At 62.4% G+C, this 20,684-nt stretch carries 20 protein-coding genes; 10 read left to right on the forward strand and 10 right to left on the reverse strand.

Features of this window, described 5'->3' with window-relative positions; translation table 11 throughout:
• Positions 1 to 83: 83 nt before the first annotated feature.
• From panB to panD, 4 genes are all read left to right on the forward strand, one after another.
• Positions 84 to 950: a 3-methyl-2-oxobutanoate hydroxymethyltransferase gene (gene panB / locus VITFI_RS02335; RefSeq protein WP_089415643.1), complete on the forward strand. Its 867-nt coding sequence runs from the start codon at positions 84 to 86 to the stop codon at positions 948 to 950.
• Between the two features lie 97 nt (positions 951 to 1,047).
• Positions 1,048 to 1,887, forward strand: a complete 840-nt coding sequence (gene panC, locus VITFI_RS02340) for a pantoate--beta-alanine ligase (RefSeq protein WP_089415644.1) — start codon at positions 1,048 to 1,050, stop codon at positions 1,885 to 1,887.
• Between the two features lie 54 nt (positions 1,888 to 1,941).
• On the forward strand, positions 1,942 to 2,958 hold the full coding sequence (gene bioB, locus VITFI_RS02345; protein WP_089415645.1) for a biotin synthase BioB: 1,017 nt from the start codon (positions 1,942 to 1,944) through the stop codon (positions 2,956 to 2,958).
• Between the two features lie 30 nt (positions 2,959 to 2,988).
• The gene (gene panD / locus VITFI_RS02350) at positions 2,989 to 3,405 is read left to right on the forward strand and encodes an aspartate 1-decarboxylase (protein ID WP_089415646.1); all 417 of its coding nucleotides are present in this window, start codon (positions 2,989 to 2,991) and stop codon (positions 3,403 to 3,405) included.
• Here the strand turns inward: panD and VITFI_RS02355 are convergent.
• The 6 genes from VITFI_RS02355 to VITFI_RS02380 form a co-directional block, all read right to left on the reverse strand.
• Positions 3,389 to 3,982, reverse strand: a complete 594-nt coding sequence (locus VITFI_RS02355; protein ID WP_089415647.1) for a protein-methionine-sulfoxide reductase heme-binding subunit MsrQ — start codon at positions 3,980 to 3,982, stop codon at positions 3,389 to 3,391. The genes panD and VITFI_RS02355 overlap by 17 nt on opposite strands.
• Positions 3,979 to 5,025, reverse strand: a complete 1,047-nt coding sequence (gene msrP, locus VITFI_RS02360; protein WP_089415648.1) for a protein-methionine-sulfoxide reductase catalytic subunit MsrP — start codon at positions 5,023 to 5,025, stop codon at positions 3,979 to 3,981. The genes VITFI_RS02355 and msrP overlap by 4 nt, the downstream gene beginning before the upstream one ends.
• Positions 5,026 to 5,113: 88 nt before the next feature.
• Positions 5,114 to 5,812, reverse strand: a complete 699-nt coding sequence (locus VITFI_RS02365) for a dienelactone hydrolase family protein (RefSeq protein ID WP_089415649.1) — start codon at positions 5,810 to 5,812, stop codon at positions 5,114 to 5,116.
• A 36-nt stretch (positions 5,813 to 5,848) separates the two neighbouring features.
• Complete coding sequence (gene ccsB, locus VITFI_RS02370; RefSeq protein WP_089415650.1) at positions 5,849 to 7,195, reverse strand: c-type cytochrome biogenesis protein CcsB; 1,347 nt, start codon at positions 7,193 to 7,195, stop codon at positions 5,849 to 5,851.
• Complete coding sequence (locus tag VITFI_RS02375) at positions 7,192 to 9,381, reverse strand: cytochrome c biogenesis protein ResB (protein WP_089415651.1); 2,190 nt, start codon at positions 9,379 to 9,381, stop codon at positions 7,192 to 7,194. The genes ccsB and VITFI_RS02375 overlap by 4 nt, the downstream gene beginning before the upstream one ends.
• Before the next feature lie 117 nt (positions 9,382 to 9,498).
• A complete protein-coding gene (locus tag VITFI_RS02380; protein ID WP_089415652.1) occupies positions 9,499 to 10,131 on the reverse strand; it encodes a c-type cytochrome in 633 nt (210 codons plus the stop codon).
• A gap of 112 nt (positions 10,132 to 10,243) precedes the next feature.
• Between VITFI_RS02380 and yihA the strand changes: the two genes are divergently transcribed.
• On the forward strand, positions 10,244 to 11,026 hold the full coding sequence (yihA, locus tag VITFI_RS02385; RefSeq protein ID WP_198301582.1) for a ribosome biogenesis GTP-binding protein YihA/YsxC: 783 nt from the start codon (positions 10,244 to 10,246) through the stop codon (positions 11,024 to 11,026).
• Between the two features lie 6 nt (positions 11,027 to 11,032).
• Here yihA and VITFI_RS18760 read toward each other — a convergent pair whose 3' ends face one another.
• The 4 genes from VITFI_RS18760 to lysS form a co-directional block, all read right to left on the reverse strand.
• Positions 11,033 to 11,899, reverse strand: coding sequence for a hypothetical protein (locus VITFI_RS18760; RefSeq protein ID WP_332461890.1), 867 nt, complete (start codon positions 11,897 to 11,899; stop codon positions 11,033 to 11,035).
• Positions 11,900 to 12,007: 108 nt separating this feature from the next.
• On the reverse strand, positions 12,008 to 13,651 hold the full coding sequence (gene groL, locus VITFI_RS02395; RefSeq protein WP_089415654.1) for a chaperonin GroEL: 1,644 nt from the start codon (positions 13,649 to 13,651) through the stop codon (positions 12,008 to 12,010).
• A 60-nt stretch (positions 13,652 to 13,711) separates the two neighbouring features.
• On the reverse strand, positions 13,712 to 14,002 hold the full coding sequence (locus tag VITFI_RS02400; RefSeq protein WP_089415655.1) for a co-chaperone GroES: 291 nt from the start codon (positions 14,000 to 14,002) through the stop codon (positions 13,712 to 13,714).
• A gap of 161 nt (positions 14,003 to 14,163) precedes the next feature.
• Complete coding sequence (gene lysS / locus VITFI_RS02405; protein WP_089415656.1) at positions 14,164 to 15,684, reverse strand: lysine--tRNA ligase; 1,521 nt, start codon at positions 15,682 to 15,684, stop codon at positions 14,164 to 14,166.
• A 101-nt stretch (positions 15,685 to 15,785) separates the two neighbouring features.
• Here lysS and VITFI_RS02410 point away from each other — a divergent pair, with 101 nt between their 5' ends.
• From VITFI_RS02410 to VITFI_RS02430, 5 genes are read left to right on the forward strand one after another with little or no spacing between them, the layout of a single operon-like run.
• Positions 15,786 to 17,081 (forward strand): nucleotide sugar dehydrogenase, encoded by a 1,296-nt coding sequence (locus VITFI_RS02410; protein WP_198301583.1) that lies wholly within the window; start codon positions 15,786 to 15,788, stop codon positions 17,079 to 17,081.
• A gap of 17 nt (positions 17,082 to 17,098) precedes the next feature.
• Positions 17,099 to 18,049 (forward strand): Gfo/Idh/MocA family protein, encoded by a 951-nt coding sequence (locus tag VITFI_RS02415; RefSeq protein WP_089415657.1) that lies wholly within the window; start codon positions 17,099 to 17,101, stop codon positions 18,047 to 18,049.
• Complete coding sequence (locus VITFI_RS02420; RefSeq protein ID WP_198301584.1) at positions 18,046 to 18,639, forward strand: acyltransferase; 594 nt, start codon at positions 18,046 to 18,048, stop codon at positions 18,637 to 18,639. The genes VITFI_RS02415 and VITFI_RS02420 overlap by 4 nt, the downstream gene beginning before the upstream one ends.
• Positions 18,640 to 18,648: 9 nt before the next feature.
• The gene (locus VITFI_RS02425; protein WP_089415658.1) at positions 18,649 to 19,908 is read left to right on the forward strand and encodes an AAA family ATPase; all 1,260 of its coding nucleotides are present in this window, start codon (positions 18,649 to 18,651) and stop codon (positions 19,906 to 19,908) included.
• Positions 19,909 to 19,914: 6 nt separating this feature from the next.
• Positions 19,915 to 20,673 (forward strand): HNH endonuclease family protein, encoded by a 759-nt coding sequence (locus VITFI_RS02430; protein WP_089415659.1) that lies wholly within the window; start codon positions 19,915 to 19,917, stop codon positions 20,671 to 20,673.
• Positions 20,674 to 20,684: the final 11 nt, after the last annotated feature.

The raw sequence follows: 20,684 nt of genomic DNA on the forward strand, positions 1-20,684 counted from the left end.
GCAGAATGGCGCCTCCGTGCTGCGTTGCAGCAGCCACGGGGCCTTGTTCTCGCGTCCGTCCCCTGCGTTCCTTGCCGACCACCATGAGCGTCCATTTTGTTGAAGCCTCCGCCACCGCCACCCAGCGGGGCCTGCTGAGCCTGCCCAAGCTGCGCGAGATGGCGCGGCGCGGCGAGAAGATCGCCATGCTCACCGCCTATGACGCCACCTTCGCCCGCGTCCTCGACGATGCGGGGGTGGATGTGCTATTGGTCGGGGATTCGCTGGGCAATGTCATGCAAGGCCAAACCAGCACCCTGCCGGTGACGCTGGAGCACATGGCCTATCACACCCGCTGCGTGGCCGCTGGCAAGCGCAGTGCGTGGCTGATCACCGATCTGCCCTTTGGCAGCTACGAGGCCAGCCCGCAGCAAGCGTTCGAATCGGCGGTGGCGCTGATGCGCGCCGGGGCGCAAATGGTCAAGCTCGAAGGCGGTGGCGCCATGGCCGAGACGGTGCGCTTTCTGACCGAACGCGGCATCCCCGTGTGCGCCCACCTCGGACTGACACCGCAGCGGGTTCACGCCCTGGGCGGCTTCCGCGTCCAAGGCCGAGATGATGCCGCCGCTGCCGCACTGCGCAACGATGCGGCGGCCCTGTCCGCTGCCGGTGCGGCCATGTTGGTGCTGGAGTTGGTGCCCTCGTCTTTGGCTGCGGAAATCACCCACGCTCACCCGGAGTTGATGACCATCGGCATCGGCGCCGGGGCGCAATGCAGCGGCCAGGTGCTGGTGCTGCACGACATGCTGGGCATCACCACTGGCAAGCGCCCGCGTTTTGTGCGGGACTTCACCCGTGAGCCAGGTTCGTCAGCCGATGCGCCCGGACTGTCCATCGCCCAAGCAGCGGCGCGCTACGTGGCGGACGTCAAGGCTGGCACCTTCCCAGACGAGTCTCTGCACGGTTACTGACAGAACAAGCGCCCATCGTGCGGCGCTTTTGAGTGTTCTCAATCGACACAACCAGACACCCCGGCAGGGCCCTGCCGTGTCCGGTGAGGAGTTCCCCATGCGCGTGATTCACACCCTGGCCGAGCTGCGTGCAGCCCTGGCCGATCAACCTCGCCCGGTGTTCGTGCCCACCATGGGCAACCTGCACGCTGGCCACCTGTCGCTGGTGCGTGAAGCCCGGCGCCACGGTGGCCCGGTGGTGGTGAGCATCTTCGTCAACCGGTTGCAATTCCTGCCGCACGAAGACTTCGACCAATACCCCCGCACCCTGGAGCGCGATTGCGCCCTGCTCGAACCCGAAGGCTGCGACATCGTTTTCGCCCCGTCCGAGCGCGAGCTGTACCCGCAGCCGCAAAGCTACAAAGTTGCCCCGCCGCCCGCGCTGGCCGATTTGCTCGAAGGCCACTTCCGCCCTGGTTTCTTCACCGGCGTGTGTACGGTGGTGATGAAACTGTTCCAGTGCGTCCAGCCCTCGGTGGCGGTGTTCGGGCAGAAGGATTACCAGCAGCTCCAAGTCATCCAAGGCATGGTCGAGCAATTCGCCATGCCGATCCGCGTGGTGGGCGCCCCGACGGTGCGGGCGGAAGACGGCCTGGCACTGTCCTCGCGCAACGGCTACCTCGGTGCGCAAGAACGCGAGGAGGCCATCGCCCTGTCCACCGCGCTGCGCGAGCTGGCCCATGGAGCCCGCGATGTCACCCAATCCTTGGCCGAGCTGGAAGCTGCGGCCGATCAGGCGCTGCGCTCGCGTGGCTGGGCGCCTGATTACCTCACCCTGCGCCGCCGCAGCGATCTGCTGCCGCCGACCGACGCCCAGCGCGTCGCCGGCGAACCCTTGGTGGCCCTGGGCGCCGCTCGGCTGGGGGCAACCCGGCTGATCGACAACCTCGAGTGCTGACCCCTCACAGCACCAGCATCCCCCTGCTTGCCCGAAGGCCGGAGACCCCTTGCCATGACCGATACCGCCTGCGCCACCGCGCCGATTCAGTTCCACAAACCCCTGGCGCCCATCGCCACGCCCGACACCCGCTGGGCCGTGGCCGACATCGAAGCCCTGTTCGAACTGCCCCTGCCTGAACTGCTGTACCGCGCCCAGGTGGCGCACCGCGAGCATTTCAACCCCGCTGAGGTGGAGCTGGCCACGCTGGTGTCGATCAAAACCGGTGGCTGCCCGGAAGATTGCGGCTACTGCCCGCAGTCGGTGCATTACGACACCGGCGTGGAAGCCAGCAAGATGATGGAAGTCGGGGCCGTGCGCGAAGCCGCTTTGGCCGCCCGGGAAGCCGGGGCCACGCGCTTTTGCATGGGGGCCGCCTGGCGGGCGCCCAAGGATCGGGACATCGAAAAGGTCAGCACCCTGATCCGCGAGGTCAAATCCCTGGGCCTGGAAGCCTGCTGCACCCTGGGCATGCTCACCGACACCCAAGCCGTTCAGCTCAAAGAAGCCGGCCTGGATTACTACAACCACAACCTCGACACCGCCCCAGAAACCTACGGCAAGATCATCTCCACGCGGGACTATCAGGATCGCCTCGACACCCTGGAGCGTGTGCGCCGCACCGGCATGTCGGTGTGCAGCGGCGGCATCATCGGCATGGGCGAAAGCCGGGCCGAGCGCGCCGGCCTGATCGGCCAACTGGCCAACATGGATCCGTACCCGGATTCCGTGCCCATCAACGAGCTGGTGCAAGTCGAAGGCACGCCGCTGCACGGCACCGACAAACTCGACCCCTTCGAGTTCGTGCGCACCATCGCCGTGGCCCGCATCACCATGCCCAAGGCGCGGGTGCGGCTGTCGGCGGGGCGTCAAACCATGCCGGAGGGCGTGCAGGCGCTGTGTTTCCTGGCCGGTGCCAACTCCATCTTCTACGGCGACAAACTGCTGACCACCGGCAACCCCGATGTGGAACGCGACCGCGCCTTGCTCAAGCGGCTGGGTCTCAAGCCGCGTCACGTTCTCGGCGGCTGATCAGGCCGCAGCAGTCAAGGAAGCTTTCCCATGTTTCGCACCCTCCTGAAGTCCAAAATCCACCGTGCCACCGTCACCCACTGCGAGCTGCATTACGAAGGCTCCTGTGGGATCGATGAGGATTTGCTCGAAGCCTCCAACATCCGCCCCAACGAGCAGGTTCACATCTGGAACGTGAACAACGGCGAACGGTTCATCACCTATGCCATCAAGTCGCCGCGTGGCAGTGGGGTGATTTCGCTCAACGGCTCGGCGGCCCGCCGCGCCAGCGTGGGCGATTTGGTGATCATCGCCGCCTTCGGCCTGGTGCCCGAGGACAAGCTGGATGCGTGCGAACCCAAGCTGGTTTTCCCCGACGAGCACAACCGCATCCGCGAAGTGTGCAGCGAGATCGCCGGCCCACAAGCCGGCGTGGACGACGTGCTGCCCCTCATCCCTGAGGCTTGAAGCGCCGCCAGCCCAACAACGCCCCGATGACGAGGGCGTAAAGGGCCACCTCCAAAAAGTCCTGCTTGCCTGCGCGCATCCAGAAAAAATGCAGCAGCGCCAGCGGGCCCAGGGCGTAGGTGACTTTGTGCAAATCCTTCCACGCCCGGCCACCCAACCAGCGGATCGCGGCATTGAACGAGGTGGCGGCCAGCGGCACCATCGCCAACCACGCGGCGGTGCCAACCAAGATGAACGGGCGTTTCGTCACATCCGCCCACAGCGCCGGCAGATCCAAACCTTGGTCGAACCACGCATAGGCCAGCCAGTGCAAGGTGGCGTAAATGAACGTCGCCACCCCCAGGTTGCGGCGCAGGCGTAACCAACCGCTGGCGCCCGTCCAATCACGCAGCGGGCTGATGGCCAGGGTCAGGCACAGCATGCGCAGCGTCCAATCGCCCAAACTGCGCAGCAGGGCTTCGGCTGGGTTGGCGCCCAGTTGATCCTGCCAAGCCGCCCAGGTCAACCACGCCAAGGGGGCGGCCAACAGCAGCCACAGCAGGGGTTTGGCCCACGGATGCAACAACCAGCGGTTCAATAAAACCTCCGCAAATCCATGCCCGCGTAAAGCGACGCCACCTGGGCTTCGTAACCGTTGAACATCAACGTCGGGCGTTTTTTGCTGAACAACCCGTCCTCACCGATGCGACGCTCGCTGGCCTGGCTCCAGCGCGGATGATCGACCGTCGGGTTGACGTTGGAATAAAACCCGTACTCCCGCGCATTCGCCCGTTCCCAACTGCTGACGGGTTGTTTCTCCAACAAACGAATGCGCACGATGGATTTGGCGCTTTTGAAGCCGTACTTCCACGGCACCACCAAGCGCAGCGGGGCGCCGTTTTGGTTCGGCAGCACCTCGCCGTACAGTCCAAAAGCCAGCAAGGTGAGTGGATGCATCGCTTCGTCCAAGCGCAGGCCTTCGCGGTAAGGCCAGTCCAACACCCCCGGGCTGACGGCTGGGCGGCGGCCAATGCTGTTGTTGTCCCGCACCCAATCTTGCACGCTGGAGCGCACATCCGGCATTTGCGTCGGGTCGGCCAAGCTGACAAACTCGACGAATTTGGCGTTGCCCTTGGGCTCCACCTGCTTGAGCAACGCCGCCAACGAAAACCCCACCCACGGGATCACCATCGACCAACCCTCGACGCAGCGCAGCCGGTAAATGCGTTCCTCCATGGGGGCCAGTTTGAGCAACTCGTCCAAGTCGAAGGTACGGGTGCGACGCACCTCCCCTTCGATGGTCAACGTCCACGGCCGGGGCTTGAGGGTGTGAGCCAGGCGAGCGGGGTCGGTTTTGTCCGTGCCGAACTCGTAGAAGTTGTTGTACCCCGTGACATCGGCGTAACGGGTGAGCCGATCTTCGACCATCGCCCCCGCCACGGTGCTGCGCTCTGCCGGCAACTTGGCCAAACGCCCTGGGCCGGGCGTGGCGGCCAGCGCGTCGCGGCTGGCCCAAGCGCCCAAGGCACCGCCCGCCAGAGCGGTGGTTGCCAGCCACTCGCGCCGGCGCAGCCACAGCGCACGCGGGGTGATCTCGGAAGCAGCAGGCGCCGCAGGGTCATGGAAGCGAAACAGGGGCATGGTGAACTCCTTGAGCCGACGCCTCACGGCGCATCTCCTTGAGTCGCTGAAACACGCCCCAGCTTACGCGCTGGGGGTGGTTTTTTCGTCAGGCCAGGGTGCGTGCGAAAAAATCGAGCGAACGCTGCCAAGCCAACTCGGCGGCAGCCGGGTCGTAACGGTTGGTCGGCGGACAGTCCGGCGGCAGCATGGTTTCGTTGGCGAAGGCGTGCAGCGTGTCGTAGCTGTGAAACTCGAAGTTCACGCCCGCCGCTCCAAGTTTCTCCGCCAAGGCCGCGACGTTGGCATGGGGGAAAAACGCATCGTGCTGCGAGAAATGGCCCATCAGCGGGGCGCGGATTTGGCTGGCATCGACGTACTCCAGCGGCGGGAAACCATACCACGCCACCGCCGCATCGGCTTCTGGCGCCATCGTAGCGGCCAGCAGTGTCAGCGCCCCGCCCATGCAATAACCCGTCACGCCCACCTTGGCGGCGCCCTGGGCCTTGAGGTGTTGCACGGCGCCGCGCACGTCTTGGCTGGCAGCATCCCCGAAGTTCAGGCCCGTCATCAGGTGCTCGGCTTCTTGGGCTTCGAGTGTCATGCGGCCCCGGTACAAATCCGGCACCAACACGCGGTAACCCGCTTGCGCCCAACGCCGCGCCGCCCCCTTGATCTGCTCGTTCAAGCCCCACCATTCTTGAATCACCACCAAACCGGGGGTGGCGGGGGTGGCATCGTCCGGGGCATCCAGCCAGGCTTGTGCGCTCTGGCCATCGGGGCGGGTGTAGGTGATGAGCTGTCCCATGCGTATCTCCTTCAGCGGGTCAAACGGCGTGCAAGGTTACAGCGTGCCGTAGGAATGCAAACCCGTGAGGAACATGTTCACCCCCAGGAAAGCGAACGTCGTCACCACCAAACCGGTCAGCGCCCACCAAGCCGACGGTGCGCCGCGCAGACCCTTCATCAAACGCATGTGCAGCCAAGCGGCATAGTTCAGCCACACGATGAGCGCCCAGGTTTCCTTCGGATCCCAGCTCCAGTAGCCGCCCCAAGCTTCTGCGGCCCAAAATGCCCCCAGCACCGTCGCGATGGTGAAGAACGCAAACCCCACGGCAATGGACTTGTACATCACATCGTCCAGCACCTCGAAGGCGGGCAGGCGCGCTGCAATGCGTCCACGCACACTCAGCAGTGCCCCGACGATCAGGGCGCTGATGCCAAAGTACACCGCCCAATACCCCACCGACGTGCTCTGCGCACTCTGCCGGAACACGATGGGCTCAAAACACAGCACCACCCCCAGCAGCCACAGCGGTGCCAGTTTCCACCAGCGCGTTTCAGCAGCGTTCTGCTTGATGAGGTAAGCAAACGCCACCATCGCTGCCAGGGCGAACGTGCCATAACCGATGAAGTTGGCGGGCACATGCACCTTCATCCACCAGCTTTGCAGCGCAGGCACCAGCGGCTGAATGGCGTGGGCTTCGCGCACCACGGTGTACCAGAGCAAAAACCCCACCGCCGCGCTGACGATCAGCATCACAAAACCGCCCAGCGAGCGCACACGGTACTGCTGTTCGTAGTAGAGGTAAAACACCGCCGTCATCCAGCAGAACATCACGAACACTTCGTAGAGGTTGCTCACGGGGATGTGGCCGATGTCCGGGCCGATCTGGTGGCTCTCGAACCAACGCACCATGGTGCCGGTCAGCGCCATGAACACAGCCGCCCAGGTGATGCGTGAACCCAGCTTGAGGGCCGTCGCATCTTCGCTGCCGTTCTTGCTGAAAAACCCAATCCAGTAGAACACCGTGCTCATGAAAAACAGCACGCTCATCCAAAGAATGGCGCTTTGGCTGGAGAGGAAATACTTCAGCAGAAACACCTGCTCCGCTGCCGCCAGATCGGCGCCAAAGCCATCGGTTTGCCGCAGATACAGGCCGATGGCCAGCAACGTTGCCGCCCCGACGCCCACGCTCAACACCCGCAACGGCGCCCAAAACCAACCCAGTGCGATCAGTGTCGGCACGCTGCCCAACAGGATGCCTTTTTCATACTCATCCATCGCGCCGCCGTAGCGGCTGAAGGCGTAGCCCGCGCCGAGCACGATCAAGAGGGCAAAGGCCCAATCCCAAGGCGTGCGCCGGCTCATGAGGCCAGGACGGCCCAAGGTCAGCGTGGTGGTGTTCATGGTGTGGTGTCTCCAGCGGCGTTCGGTGTCGGCGCCCCCAGCAGGTGGGCGCGCAAGGTCTCAAATTCGGCATCCGCATCCAAGCTGCGGCGCGGGGTGGACAGCGCCATCAGCACCCGGGTGCCCGCAGTGCTGGGGTTCGATGCAGACTCGGTGCCTTCAGTTCCCCCCGGGGTATCACTCAACCAAATCCACAAGCGGCGCTCGCGCACGTACAGCATGGCGAACACACCGATGATGAGCAGCACGGCCCCCAGGTAAACCAGCGTCTTGCCCGGTGCCCGCGCCACTTGGAACACGCTGGCCTGAACCTGCTCGAAGCCATCGAGTTGGAACATCACCGGCGCAGGGTAGAAGAAGCTGTCCGACAGCGACATCACGGCTTGGGTCATGAACTGGCGGCTGGCCTCGTTGGCCTCCAACACCGCCAAACCGGCCCGCTCACGCGCCAACTGGTTCAATTCAAACAAACTGCCGTTCAGAACGCGCAACAGCACCTCGGCGATGCGGCTGCGCTCCGCTTCAGGCACATTGCGTTCGACGAATTGGCTCAAAGCCATCAAGCCCCCGGGCGCCACGTCGGTGGCCGGGCCTTCGACCGCTTTTTCTTCACCGGCAAACAGCAGCAAGGCCCGCAAGCTGGTCACCCGCAGTTGCTCGGCCATTTCGGGTTTGTCTGGTGGGGTGGCCATGGCGGCGTAACGCCGTGCGGCTTGTTCACGCATCTGGGCATCGTTGAGCGCTGAGCGCAGCCGGGCCCAGCCGTCGATGGCGCCTTGGTCGTCGGCGGGAATGCGCAAATAACGGAAGCTTTCCGCTGAACTGTCGCGGACGCCGGCGATGAACACCGATTGGCCGTCCAACACCATCGGCACCATGTAGTTGTGGAACTCACGCGCCTGGCCGCTGGCGTCGCGCAGTTTGTAGGTGATCGCCGGGCCCACGTTGCGCAGCGTTTTGTCCTTGGCGTTGGGGGCGCCGCTGCCCATGTGTTTGTTCAGGGTGTCGGTGAGGTCGACCTTGCGCACATCGGTCTGAGCGCTGCTGCCCGCCCCGAGGTTTTCCACGTTGATGACTTTGAGCCCCGTGAACTCCAGGCTGAATTTTTGTGCGCCGTTGCTCAGTTGACTGCTGCTGCCGATGACGCCGCTGACCTTAAAAGGCTGGCCGGTGCCCCGTATGGGCAGCCCTTTGAGGGTCACGGTGGAACCGCCATCGTCAAAACTGCTTTGGTAGATCGCAATGCCGCGATGGATGAAGGGCTCGTTGACTTTGACCGTGGCCGCTGTGGCTTGGCCGGTGTCCCTGTCATGCACCACGATTTGGCTGGCAAACAGCTTGGGCATGCCGGTGTTGTAGTACTCGACGATGAACTTTTTGAGTTCCACATCGAAGGGCAAATCCTGCAACACCACCCCGTCGGACTGGGTCAAGAGGGCCGTGCCCGCCCGCCCCCCCTCGGGCACCAGCAGATTGCCCCGAAACGTCGGGTTGCTGGGGGCGAGGCGGTGCTGTTCGGGCACGTCTTTGATGAAGCCGCCGCCGTTGTAGCTGGTTTTGCCACCCAACCACATCTGCAAACGGACGATCAAATCGCCATCGAACAAACCGCCCAGGCAAATCAGCACGATGGCGCTGTGTGCCGCGATGTAGCCTAATTTATTCACGCGCCCAGCACGGGCCGCCACCATGGTGCCGCCATCCCGCACTTGGGCCTTGGCCTGCCAACCTTTCTGGCCTAACAGATCGGAGATGCGCTGCAAGGTGGCTGCACGATCCAGCGCCAAGGCCCCTTCTGCATGATGATGGAAGGCTCGCAGCGAGTTCTCGCGCACGTTCTCCTTGAAACTGCGCAGATCCGCCAGGATTTTGGGGGTATTGCGTGCAATGCACAGGCTGGTGGAGAGCACCAGAAACGCCAAGATGGTGAGGAACCAGCCGGCGCTGTACACGGTATAGAGGCCGAATTGGTTGAACACCTCGGCCCAGAATGGCCCGAACTGATTGACGTAGTTGTTGAACGGCTCGCCCTGCTTGACCACCGTACCAATGACCGAGGCGATGCAAATCAGCGTCAGCAGCGCGATGGCGAAACGCATGGAGGCCAACAGCTCGATGCTGTCTTGCAGCCACGCACGGCCACGACCCTCAGGCGCAGAGGAGGAAACAGGGGGAGACGTTGACATGGCGCGGATTATCCGGAGGGCAAAGCCAGAATGAACAAGGGCCGGTCAATGACCGGCCCCTTGATGTGTGATAAGACGGGATTCAGTTTCCCGACGAAACGACGGTGCGCAAGTGAATCAGCGCAGGCCGGCGATGTAGTCGGTGACGGCCTTGATTTCCTTGTCGCTCATCTTGGCGGCAACGCCCAACATTTGAGCGCTGTTGGTACGGGTGCCTGCACGGAATGCATTCATCTGCGATTCCAGGTACTCCGCGTGTTGGCCTCCCAAGCGCGGGTACTGCACCGGCAAACCTGCGCCATTCGGGCTGTGGCAGGCCGAGCAAGCGGGCACGCCCTTGTCGGGGATGCCGCCACGGTAGATTTTCTCGCCCAGCGCCACCGTGTCTTTGTTCTTGGCCACGCCGTTCACAGGCGGCTTGCTGGCGTAGAAGGCGGCGACGTTGCGCATGTCAGCCTCGCTCAAGGGGGCGGCCATGCCGTTCATCACGGCGTTGACACGCTTGTTGGCCTTGAACTCGGTCAGTTGCTTGACGATGTACTCAGCGTGCTGGCCTTGCAAAATCGGGTTGGCAGAAGCGCCACGCGAGCCATCACTGGTGTGGCAAGCCGCGCACACCGTGGTGGACAGCTCCTGGCCGCGTGCCAGATCCGGCTTGGCGGCAGCCTTGCCCGTTTCGGCGGCGATGGCGGGAGCGGCCAGAATGGCGGCCAGCAGAGCGGAGGTGGCGAAGGCGACAGGGAACTTCATCTCGAAGGGCCTCAGGAGATTGTGGGTATTTTTGAGAGCACTCTGACGCACCTGCTGAAAAACGCTAAGGCAACGGCTGAATGCCCAAAACCCCGGGATTTTACAATGCTCCATGCTTCACTCTCCTGACATCGCCCCCATGCCGCACTCGGACGCTCCAGCCCAGGCGTTGGCCTGGGCGCACACCGCTCGCTTTTTCACCACAGCGAGCCAGCTCAACCAATTGCCCGCTGGCGATTTGCCCGAACTGGCGTTCGTTGGCCGCAGCAACGCGGGCAAATCGTCCTCGATCAACACCTTGGCGCAGCGCCGCCAACTGGCGTTTGCCTCCAAAACGCCGGGGCGCACCCAGCACATCAACCTGTTTGCCATCGGCCCCAAAGACGCGCCAGATGCCTACTTGGCCGACCTGCCCGGCTACGGTTACGCCACTGTCGAGCGCGGCGCCAAACTGCGCTGGCAAAAGGTGATGGCGGACTATTTGGAAGTGCGCCGCAACCTCGCCGGCGTGGTGTTGCTGGTGGACAGCCGCCACGGCTTCACCGCCCTGGACGAACGCCTGCTGGACTTCATCACGCCCCGCGTAAGCAACGGCGAAATCAAACTGCTGGTGCTGTTGACCAAGGCCGACAAACTCACCAAACGCGAAGCCCAAGCCTCGATGCAAGCGGCGCAAAACCGCTTGGCCAGTTTGGCCACCGACGAAGCCGATATCGGCGTGCTGCTGTTCTCTGCCACGCAGCGCACGGGGCTGGAGGACTTGGCCGAAACGCTGCACGCCTGGATGCAAGCCCATCCGCGCTTGGCACCGGTGACAGTGCCGCCAGACACCTCGTCATCCGCCGAAGAGCCTGCTTGCGACGACGCATCCGACGCCTGCGGTGACGGCGACTGAACAGCGTCAAACGCGCAACGAGCGCTCGATGTCCGTCAGCTTGAAGCGTGCCAGGGCGAGGTTGCCTTTTTCCTTGTCCAGCACCAAGTAGAGGAACAGGCCCTGGGCGTTGGGCACCAGGCGGATCAAGTGGTATTGGTCGGCCAGGGTGATGAGGATGTCCTCAATGCCCTTGCGCAGGCCGAGTGACTCGATGGTTTTGAGCTTGGCGCGCACCACTTCGGTGTTGCCAGCCGCCGCCAGATCGAGGTTGAAACCGCCGCCCGCTTGGGCCAGACACATGCCGCTGCGGTAATCCACCAAGGCCACGGCCAGCGCGCCGTTGATGGTCATGGCGGCATCCATGGATTGTTGCAAGTTGGAATTCATCGCAGTGTGATCGTGAAGTGAGCCGTCGTTTGACGACGAAGCCGCATCCCGGAAACCGAATTGGTGCAACTGCTCCAGCAGCACCAGCCACAGGGTTTGCGGGCTGCTGTCGGGAAGGCGATAGACCTCCATGTGGGCCAATGAGTTCACCGCGCTGGATTGCAGCGCCACCTCCTCCATCAGCGCATTGGGCATGAGGTACACATAGACCGCTGGCCGCTCCACCATGCTGGCCAACATGGCCAAAGCTGCACGCACCAAACCCACAGAACCCGGCCCGACAATCACCACGACCAGGCTGGCTGTGGCCGATGGGGGCACCAAAGCTGCCACCGAACTGGGGCGCTGCCAGTCAAAACGTGGCCCCCAGGCGGCGCCTTGTAATGCCACTTGCGGCCAAAAACCGTGCCCCACGGGGCGCTCTGCGGCCAGTTGTGCCAAGGCAAACAGCCCCAGCTGGGCCGTCAAGTCGATCACGCTGATGGTGGGTTGGGCGGGGCTCATGGCAAAACGTGAAACTTTGTGATGCTCATTGTGAGCCAGCTGAAAAAAACCCCGCAGGGCTTGCGCGCTGCGGGGTTTTTCGGAAGGTGTGAACCGACCGGGCGGGATTTACATGTCCATGCCCATGCCGCCCATGCCACCCATGCCGCCACCCGGCATGGCCGGAGCGTCATCCTTCGGGGCTTCAGCGACCATGCATTCGGTGGTCAGCATCAGCGAAGCCACGGAAGCGGCGTTTTGCAGCGCGGTGCGGGTCACCTTGGTCGGATCCAGGATGCCCATTTCGATCATGTCGCCGTAGGTGTCGTTGGCAGCGTTGAAGCCGTAGTTGCCCGAACCGTTCAGCACAGCGTTCACCACCACGCTCGGTTCGCCACCGGCGTTGGCCACGATTTCGCGCAGCGGGGCTTCGATGGCCTTCAACACCAGCTTGATGCCGGCGTCTTGGTCAGCGTTGTCGCCCTTGATGGCGCCAGCGGTTTGGCGAGCACGCAGCAGAGCCACACCGCCGCCAGCCACGATGCCTTCTTCCACGGCAGCGCGGGTGGCGTGCAGCGCGTCTTCCACGCGTGCCTTCTTTTCCTTCATTTCGACTTCGGTGGCAGCACCCACCTTGATCACGGCCACGCCGCCAGCCAGCTTGGCCACGCGCTCTTGCAGCTTTTCGCGGTCGTAGTCGGAGGTGGCTTCCTCGATCTGGATGCGGATTTGCTTCACGCGGGCTTCGATGTCGGCAGCGGAACCAGCGCCATCGATGATGGTGGTGTTTTCCTTGGCGACTTCGACGCGCTTGGCTTGGCCCAGGTCGGCCAGGGTCACCTTGTCGAGGGCCATGCCCACTTCTTCGGCGATGACCTTGCCACCGGTCAGGATGGCGATGTCTTCCAGCATGGCCTTGCGACGATCGCCAAAGCCCGGAGCCTTGACGGCCACAACCTTCAGGATGCCACGGATGGTGTTCACCACCAGAGTGGCCAGCGCTTCGCCGTCCACGTCTTCAGCGATGATCAGCAGCGGGCGGCCAGCCTTGGCGACTTGTTCCAGCGTCGGCAGCAGATCGCGGATGTTGCTGATTTTCTTGTCGTACAGCAGCACGAACGGGTTGTCCAGGATGGCGGCTTGCTTTTCCTGGTTGTTGATGAAGTACGGCGACAGGTAGCCACGGTCGAACTGCATGCCTTCGACGACGTCCAGCTCGTTGTTCAGGCTCTTGCCGTCTTCAACGGTGATCACGCCTTCCTTGCCCACCTTGTCCATCGCGTTGGCGATGATTTGACCGACGTCAGCGTCCGAGTTAGCGGAAATGGTGCCGACTTGGGCGATTTCCTTCGAAGTCGTGGTGGCCTTCGAAGCGGCGCGCAGTTGGATGACCAGGGCGGCAACCGCCTTGTCGATGCCGCGCTTCAGGTCCATCGGGTTCATGCCGGCGGCCACGTACTTCATGCCTTCGCGCACGATGGCTTGAGCCAGCACGGTGGCGGTGGTGGTGCCGTCGCCAGCGTTGTCAGACGTCTTGGAAGCGACTTCCTTGACCATCTGGGCGCCCATGTTCTGAAGCTTGTCTTTCAGCTCGATTTCCTTGGCCACGGACACACCGTCCTTGGTCACGGTCGGGGCGCCGAAGGAGCGCTCCAGCACCACGTTGCGACCCTTGGGGCCCAGGGTGGTCTTGACGGCGTTGGCCAGGATGTTCACGCCTTCAACCATGCGGTGACGGGCGTCTGCGCCGAAAATGACGTCTTTAGCTGCCATGTTCTAACTCCGAATACTCTGTGAAAGTTGCTTGGGTGGGGGAGAAGGGCGTTCAGCCGATCACTTCTCAACCACGGCGAAGAGGTCTTCTTCGCGCATCACCAGCAGCTCTTGGCCATCGACCTTCACGGCCTGGCCGCTGTACTTGCCGAACAGCACGCGATCGCCGACTTGCACGTTCAGGGCGACGAATTCGCCCTTGTCATTGCGCTTGCCAGGGCCGACGGCCAGCACTTCGCCTTGATCCGGCTTCTCAGCAGCGTTGTCGGGGATGATGATGCCCAGGGCGGTCTTGGTTTCGTTTTCCAGACGCTTGACGATCACGCGATCGTGCAGGGGACGAAGGTTCATTGTATCTCCAATACGGTAAGCAGTCAGTCTTCAGACTTGAGGTTCACCGGACACCTGGGGCTCTGTTAGCACTCAAGGTGTCCGAGTGCTAACAGCAATTATATGGACGCCCGAACGGCTTTCAAGAGCCCCTCGGGTTCTGCCGGAGTTCGATGGGGTGATCAGGCTTCGCGGCGCAGTGCCGGGAACAAGATCACGTCGCGGATGCTGGGCGAGTCGGTCAACAGCATCATCAGGCGGTCGATGCCGATGCCGCAGCCGCCCGTCGGGGGCATGCCGTATTCCAGGGCGCGGATGAAATCGGCGTCGTAGAACATCGCTTCATCGTCGCCGGCTTCTTTGTTGGCCACTTGGGCGTGGAAGCGGGCGGCTTGGTCTTCGGCGTCGTTCAGTTCCGAGAAACCGTTGCCGAACTCGCGCCCGGTGATGAACAGCTCGAAGCGCTCGGTGATGGTCGGGTTCTTGTCCGACGCACGCGCCAGCGGGCTGACTTCCACCGGGTAGTCGATGATGAACGTCGGCTGCCAGAGCTTTTCTTCCACCGCCGCTTCAAACAAACCGAATTGCAACGCGGCCAGGCCCCAGTGCTTGGGCGGCTCTTCGCCCAGAGCGCACAGCTTGGCGTGGATCACGGCGGCGTCATCGGCTTCGGCTTCGGTGAGGCCGGCGTGGGCCACCAGCGAATCCCGCACCGACAGGCGGATGAACGGCTCGTCCAGATGCACTTCCTTGCCGGCGTAGCTCACACGCGCCGAGCCCGTGGCTTGGCGGGCGGCGTGGCGCAGCAGGGCTTCGGTGAAGTCCATCAGATCATGGTGGTTCCAGTAGGCCGCGTAGAACTCCATCATCGTGAATTCGGGGTTGTGCCGAACGCTGATGCCTTCGTTGCGGAAGTTGCGGTTGATCTCGAACACGCGCTCAAAACCGCCCACCACCAGGCGCTTCAAATACAGCTCGGGCGCGATGCGCAGGAACATCTCTTGATCCAGCGCGTTGTGGTGCGTGATGAAGGGCTTGGCGTTGGCGCCGCCGGGGATCGGGTGCAGCATCGGCGTTTCCACTTCCAGGAAACCGTGCTCGACCATGAAATTGCGGATCGAGGCCACGCCCTTGCTGCGGGCGATGAAACGCTTGCGCGCATCGTCGTCGGTCATCAGATCGACGTAGCGTTGGCGGTACTTTTGTTCCTGGTCGGTCATGCCGTGGAACTTGTCCGGCAGCGGGCGCAGGCTCTTGGTGAGCAGCCGCACCGACGTGGCCTTGATCGACAGCTCGCCCGTCTTGGTCTTGAACAGCACGCCCTCGCAGCCGAGGATGTCGCCCAAATCCCAGTGCTTGAACGCGGCCAGCACCTCGGCGCCGACGTTGTCTTGGGTGACGTAGAGCTGGATGCGGCCAGTGGCGTCTTGCAGCGTGGCAAAACACGCTTTGCCCATCACGCGCTTCAACATCATGCGCCCAGCGACGCTGACCGTGACCGGATCGGTTTCCAGCTCCTCGTTGCTTTGCGCGTCGTGGGCGTGGTGCAAGTCGGCGGCGCGATGCTCAGGCTTGAAGTCGTTCGGGAACACGGCCTCGCCCGAGGCGGCCGCCTTGGCGCGCAGGGCGGCCAGTTTTTCGCGGCGCTCGGCGATGAGTTGGTTGTCGTCGGCGGCGGGGGCGGGGTGCGGGGCGTGGCTCATGTTGAATGGGTGAGGTGGGCTCAAAAGAACCTTTGATTCTAAGGGCGCACCCTAAAATCAGCCCCCTTTTGCTTGCCCTTTGCTGGGGGCGCATTCCTGCTATGAACCGCCAAATTGCCGTTGTCGGCCTGGGATATGTGGGCCTGCCGGTGGCCGTGGCCTTTGGCCGCCAACGCCGCATCATCGGTTTTGACATCAACGCTGCGCGCATCGCCGAGCTGCAAGCCGGCCACGATCGCACCGACGAGGTGACGGACGCCGACCTGGCCGCCACGCAGATCCTCTACACCCACCAGCTCGACGACCTGCGCACGGCGGATTTCTTCATCGTCGCCGTGCCGACGCCGGTGGACACGGCCAACAAACCCGATCTCTCGCCGCTGATCGCTGCTTCGCGCACCGTGGGCCAAGCGTTGAAGAAGGGGGACATCGTTGTCTATGAATCCACCGTTTACCCCGGCGCCACCGAGGAAGATTGCGTGCCGGTGCTGGAGCGCGTCTCCGGCCTGAAGCATGGTGTGGATTTCTTCTGCGGCTACAGCCCGGAGCGCATCAACCCCGGCGACAAAGAACACCGTTTCGAGACGATCAAAAAAGTCGTGTCCGGCTGTGATGCGGCAACGCTGGACGTGGTGGCCGAGGTTTACGCCAGCGTGGTGACGGCGGGTGTCCACAAAGCCGCGACCATCAAAGTGGCCGAAGCCGCCAAGGTGATCGAGAACACCCAGCGCGATCTGAACATCGCGCTGATGAACGAACTGTCGGTGGTGTTCGCCCGCATGGGCATCGACACCTCAGATGTGCTGGCCGCCGCCGGCACCAAGTGGAATTTCTTGCCCTTCCGACCGGGTTTGGTGGGTGGGCACTGCATCGGCGTCGATCCTTATTACCTGACCTACAAGGCCGAGCAGTTGGGGTACATCCCGCAGGTGATCTTGGCCGGGCGGCGCATCAACGACAACATGGGCCGCTACGTCGCCCGCAACACCATCAAGCGCATGTTGCAACAGGGTATGGATGTGCCGCGCTGCCGCGTCGGCGTGCTGGGCCTGACGTTCAAGGAAAACTGCCCGGACATCCGCAACTCCAAGGTGGTGGATTTGGTGCGCGAGCTGCAAGACCACGGCACCACGGTGGTGGTGATCGACCCGCACGCGGACGCCGAAGAAGTGCGGCACGAATACGGCATCGAGCTGGCCCGGTTGGAAGACCAAGCGCCGTTTGACGCCTTGGTGGTGGCCGTGGCGCACCGCGAATACCGCGCCATGAGTGCCGCCGACCTGCGCGCCTGGGTGCGCACACCCGCCACCGGGGGCCAGCCCGTGGTGGCCGATGTGAAAGCGCTGTACCCCCGCGCCGAGCTGGAAGCCGCCGGCTTCAGCGTCTTCCGCCTGTGAACGTGTTCTGAGTTGCCATGAAAAATTTTGCTCTGATCGGCGCCGCCGGTTACATCGCCCCGCGCCACATGCGTGCCATCAAGGATCTGGGCCATCGCCTGGCGGTGGCGTATGACATCAACGACTCGGTCGGCATCATCGACAGCATTTCGCCCGATGCCGAGTTTTTCACCGAGTTCGAATGCTTCCAAGAATTTGCCCAGCGTGCCAAGCGCGACGCGGCCACGAAGCTGGACATCGTTTCCATTTGCACCCCGAACCACCTGCACCATCCGCACATCGCCGCCGGCCTGCGCTTGGGTTGTGATGTGATCTGCGAAAAACCGCTGGTGCCCACGCCCGAGCTGCTGGACGAACTGGCGCGGGTGGAGCGTGAAACCGGCCAGCGCGTCTTCAACATCCTGCAACTGCGCCACCACGACGCCATCCTGAAACTGCGCGACAAAGTGGCTGCCGCGCCCGCCGACACCAAGTTCGACGTGGAGCTGACCTACATCACCTCACGCGGTAAGTGGTACGCGCAGAGCTGGAAGGGCGACCCGCGCAAGTCCTTCGGTGTGGCCACCAACATCGGCGTGCATTTCTTCGACATGCTGCACTTCATCTTCGGCAAGCTGCAAACCAACGTGGTGCATCACAACGCCGAGACCAGCGCCGCCGGTTTCTTGGAATACGAACGCGCCCGCGTGCGCTGGTTCCTCAGCATCGACGCCAACGATCTGCCTGACGGCGTGCGGGGCAAGAAACCCACCTTCCGCAACATCGACATCTCGGGCGAACAACTGGAGTTTTCCGAAGGTTTCACCGATTTGCACACGGTGAGTTACCGCGAAATCCTCGAAGGACGAGGCTACGGCCTGGACGATGCACGCCATTGCGTGGAAACCGTGAACGTCATCCGCTCGGCGCGGCCGGCGGCGGCCACGGGCAGCGAGGTTCACCCCTTCATCCTGGCGCGGCGGGCATGAGCGTGGCGGCCTGGGCACACGCCAGCGCCATCGTCGATGAGGGCGCGCAACTGGGCGACAACACCAAGGTCTGGCACTTCAGCCATGTGTGCGCCGGGGCGCGCATTGGGCCGGGGTGCTCGCTGGGGCAAAACGTGTTTGTGGGCAACGATGTGGTGATCGGGGCCAACGTCAAAATTCAGAACAACGTGTCGGTTTATGACGCGGTGACGCTGGAGGATGACGTGTTTTGCGGCCCCAGCGCGGTGTTCACCAACGTGTTCAACCCGCGTTCCGCTGTGCCGCGCAAGGCGGAATACCGCCGCACGGTGATCCGCCGAGGCGCGACGTTGGGAGCGAACTGCACCATCGTCTGCGGCACCGAGGTGGGGGCCTATGCTTTCATCGGCGCCGGGGCGGTGGTAACGAAGGATGTGCCTGCTTTTGCTTTGATGACCGGGGTGCCGGCGAAGCAAACTGGGTGGATGAGCCAGCACGGCGAGAAGCTGGCGTTGGCGGTGCGGCCAGTTGAAGGAGCAGAGGCAGTTTGCCCGGTGACGGGGGAGCGGTATCGGTTTAGTGGTGTGAACCTGATTAAGTTGGGGAGCTAAGAGGCTGTCATGTACATACAAGACGTTCATCTCACCAACGTGCGAGGATTTCAATCGCTGCACTTCTCGCTAGAGCGCAGTTCTAATGAATACGCAGGATGGACGGTTTTTGTGGGTGGAAATGGCTCCGGAAAAAGCACCCTCCTGAAAGCCATCGCTATGGCACAGTTACCATCTGGAATATCCGGGATGCTCACCCCCTCATTTCATGAGTGGCTTCGGGAAGACTGTGGAGAAGCCATTATCAGCATGCATATCCTGCGAGTCGCAGATGATGATTTTTCTCTCGAAACGGGTTCAAAGGCCTCGTTGACTGATTCGAAGCGTGAGCGGCTTGGGTTTCGGGTGCATCAAAATCCAGCCATTTCTCCAACATGGGGAGGCACCTTCGATTTTTGGCAGGAAAGCTGGTTTGCTTGCGGGTATGGCCCATTTCGCCGGGTTTCAGGTGCAGCTCAAGACGTGCAAAAAGTCATGTCAGCCCCCGTAGCAGAACGATTTGTGACGATGTTTCAGGATTCGGCTTCTTTAGCTGAAGCCGATATCTGGTTGCGTCAACTTAATTACAAAAAGCTAGAAGGTCGGCCACAAGCGGCAGAAACATTGTCAGTTGTCATGGATGTTTTGCGTGACGAGTTTTTGCCCAACCAGATCACCGTGGATCGTGTGGATTCTGAGGGACTATGGCTGAGAGATCGCAACGGTGCCCATCTTTCGTGGCATGACATGAGCGACGGCTACCGTTCGGCCCTGGCCATGCTGGCCGATATCCTGCGGCACATGATCAATTTTTACGGCATCGACGGTTTGGTGGCCCGCAACGACCAAGGGCATCTCTACATCACCCGCAGCGGTGTGATTTTGATCGACGAGGTCGATGCCCATTTGCATCCCTCATGGCAACGTCAAATCGGGTTTTGGCTTAAAAAACGGTTTCCGAAAGTTCAATTTCTCGTCACCAGCCACAGCCCTTTAGTTTGTCAAGCAGCCGATCCAAATGGCCTTTTTTGGTTACCCGATCCGGGCAGTGACGAAACACCCCGGGCGCTCACCCCTGACGAATACCAAACAATCATTTCATCTCGGCCTGACACCATTTTGCGTTCGCCCGCCTTTGGTTTATCCAACACCCGCTCCGACCCTGTAGCCGAAAAACGGATCCGGTATGCCGAATTGAAAACCCGGCAACGGCGTCTGAACAATTTGTCGCCTGAAGAATCAACCGAATTGGCCGCACTGGCTCCGTTCATCAACTTGGACGAAGACTGAAACGCCATGCGCCGCATCCAGCGTCTGCCCCTGTCAGACACCGCCGCTCAGTACCTCGAAGACCGTCAAACTCACGCCAACGCCCAGCGCGAGCAAGGCACGCTCGACATCGAAGCCCGTTGGAAAGACGCCCGCCAAACCGACAAGATTTCAGCTCCTCACCACAGTATTTTCAGCACACTGCGGCAGATGGCGGGACCTGCCCAACGGTGCATGTATTGCTCCGACTCCCTCGGCAGCGATATTGAGCACTTCTGGCCGAAAACGCCCTATCCGGAACAGGCGTTCCACTGGCCCAATTTGCTGCTGTGCTGCGCGCGCTGCGGCCGGCTCAAAGGCGACCGATTCCCACTGGACGCCAACGGGCACCCGTTGCTCATCAATCCCTCACGCGAGGATCCCTGGTGCCATTTGGACTTGGATCCCGAAGTTGGCACCTTGCTTCCCAAGGCCATTGGTGACGGTGCATCCGCAGCAGCGCTCAAAGGACAAGAAACCGTCCGCCTGTTTCAACTGACAGCAGAAGCGGTGCAAGATGGCCATCGGCGCACGTTCCGGCACCTGCAACGCTGCGTGGCCGACTTTCTGGCGGCACCGGACACCCTCGACCATTTCTGGCAAAACCTCCAAGACCAAGACGTCCGAGGGTTGCTGCCTTGGTGTTGGGGTGACATTGGCCGAACGCTGGCCCCGTTCAGCGAACTGCATCAAAACCACCCCGAAGTCTGGGCCGAAGTGTCCAACCGGTTGAATTCAGCGCTTTGATTCCACTTTCT

Origin of the sequence: Vitreoscilla filiformis, assembly GCF_002222655.1 — a bacterium.
Taxonomy (GTDB): domain Bacteria; phylum Pseudomonadota; class Gammaproteobacteria; order Burkholderiales; family Burkholderiaceae_C; genus Ideonella; species Ideonella filiformis.

Coding starts and splice junctions, on each gene's coding strand:
- panB (WP_089415643.1), top strand. CDS start 84: ATGAGCGTCCATTTTGTTGAAGCCTCCGCCACCGCCACCCAGCGGGGC.
- panC (WP_089415644.1), top strand. CDS start 1,048: ATGCGCGTGATTCACACCCTGGCCGAGCTGCGTGCAGCCCTGGCCGAT.
- bioB (WP_089415645.1), top strand. CDS start 1,942: ATGACCGATACCGCCTGCGCCACCGCGCCGATTCAGTTCCACAAACCC.
- panD (WP_089415646.1), top strand. CDS start 2,989: ATGTTTCGCACCCTCCTGAAGTCCAAAATCCACCGTGCCACCGTCACC.
- msrP (WP_089415648.1), bottom strand. CDS start 5,025: ATGCCCCTGTTTCGCTTCCATGACCCTGCGGCGCCTGCTGCTTCCGAG.
- VITFI_RS02365 (WP_089415649.1), bottom strand. CDS start 5,812: ATGGGACAGCTCATCACCTACACCCGCCCCGATGGCCAGAGCGCACAA.
- ccsB (WP_089415650.1), bottom strand. CDS start 7,195: ATGAACACCACCACGCTGACCTTGGGCCGTCCTGGCCTCATGAGCCGG.
- VITFI_RS02375 (WP_089415651.1), bottom strand. CDS start 9,381: ATGTCAACGTCTCCCCCTGTTTCCTCCTCTGCGCCTGAGGGTCGTGGC.
- VITFI_RS02380 (WP_089415652.1), bottom strand. CDS start 10,131: ATGAAGTTCCCTGTCGCCTTCGCCACCTCCGCTCTGCTGGCCGCCATT.
- yihA (WP_198301582.1), top strand. CDS start 10,244: ATGCTTCACTCTCCTGACATCGCCCCCATGCCGCACTCGGACGCTCCA.
- VITFI_RS18760 (WP_332461890.1), bottom strand. CDS start 11,899: ATGAGCCCCGCCCAACCCACCATCAGCGTGATCGACTTGACGGCCCAG.
- groL (WP_089415654.1), bottom strand. CDS start 13,651: ATGGCAGCTAAAGACGTCATTTTCGGCGCAGACGCCCGTCACCGCATG.
- VITFI_RS02400 (WP_089415655.1), bottom strand. CDS start 14,002: ATGAACCTTCGTCCCCTGCACGATCGCGTGATCGTCAAGCGTCTGGAA.
- lysS (WP_089415656.1), bottom strand. CDS start 15,684: ATGAGCCACGCCCCGCACCCCGCCCCCGCCGCCGACGACAACCAACTC.
- VITFI_RS02410 (WP_198301583.1), top strand. CDS start 15,786: ATGAACCGCCAAATTGCCGTTGTCGGCCTGGGATATGTGGGCCTGCCG.
- VITFI_RS02415 (WP_089415657.1), top strand. CDS start 17,099: ATGAAAAATTTTGCTCTGATCGGCGCCGCCGGTTACATCGCCCCGCGC.
- VITFI_RS02420 (WP_198301584.1), top strand. CDS start 18,046: ATGAGCGTGGCGGCCTGGGCACACGCCAGCGCCATCGTCGATGAGGGC.
- VITFI_RS02425 (WP_089415658.1), top strand. CDS start 18,649: ATGTACATACAAGACGTTCATCTCACCAACGTGCGAGGATTTCAATCG.
- VITFI_RS02430 (WP_089415659.1), top strand. CDS start 19,915: ATGCGCCGCATCCAGCGTCTGCCCCTGTCAGACACCGCCGCTCAGTAC.